The sequence below is a fragment of the Psychrobacter sp. 1Y4 genome (genome assembly GCF_051847555.1).
Window position 1 is genome coordinate 1 of sequence record NZ_JBPYDE010000882.1, and the last position, 582, is coordinate 582.

Consider the following 582-nt stretch of genomic DNA (forward strand, 5'->3'; position numbering starts at 1 on the left):
AAGCGCTTCAGGGTTTGCAAATACATGCGAGCGTACAGCGGCTCTATCCATTGACCCATCACCACTTAATACCCAATCACCGAATCTTTTTTGGATTTTGCGCAGCGTATCGCTGCCTTTAGTAACGATCTCATGAGCGATCACATCGGCATCGATAATATCGATCCCTTGCTCAGCAAACCAAGCACTAGCAGCGGATTTGCCACTACCGATCCCGCCTGTTAAACCAACGACGAGTGTCTTGTTTTTTGTCTGTAGACTTTGTGGTTGACGTAAATAAGATTGTGCGACTTTATTTGACATAATGATGGCTTATTTGACAGAGGTAGTAAAAGCAGTGACCAGTAAAGAAAGGGCTTATCAATAATTGTGCTTATAGATTAGGGTAAAAAACTTACTATCAAGACTTAGTAAGTATACATACCAAGATACCAGCTGACGATATCTGAGCCGTATAATAAAGCAACAATGCCTGCGACAGCAATGTAAGGACCAAAGGCAAAAGGCCTGCTCTCACCTTGTTTTTTCATCAAGATTATCCCGACGATTGACCCGAGCAAGGATGATAATAAAATAATTAAT

General features: G+C 41.6%; 1 protein-coding gene and 1 pseudogene. Both read right to left on the reverse strand.

Annotation, left to right across the window (positions count from 1 at the left end; all coding sequences use genetic code 11):
* A partial coding sequence (gene coaE / locus ACS8FC_RS19385) for a dephospho-CoA kinase (protein WP_439297990.1) occupies positions 1 to 303 on the reverse strand: 303 nt, incomplete at its 3' end.
* Positions 304 to 407: 104 nt separating this feature from the next.
* Positions 408 to 582 (reverse strand): annotated as a pseudogene (locus ACS8FC_RS19390) (prepilin peptidase); the annotation flags it as partial.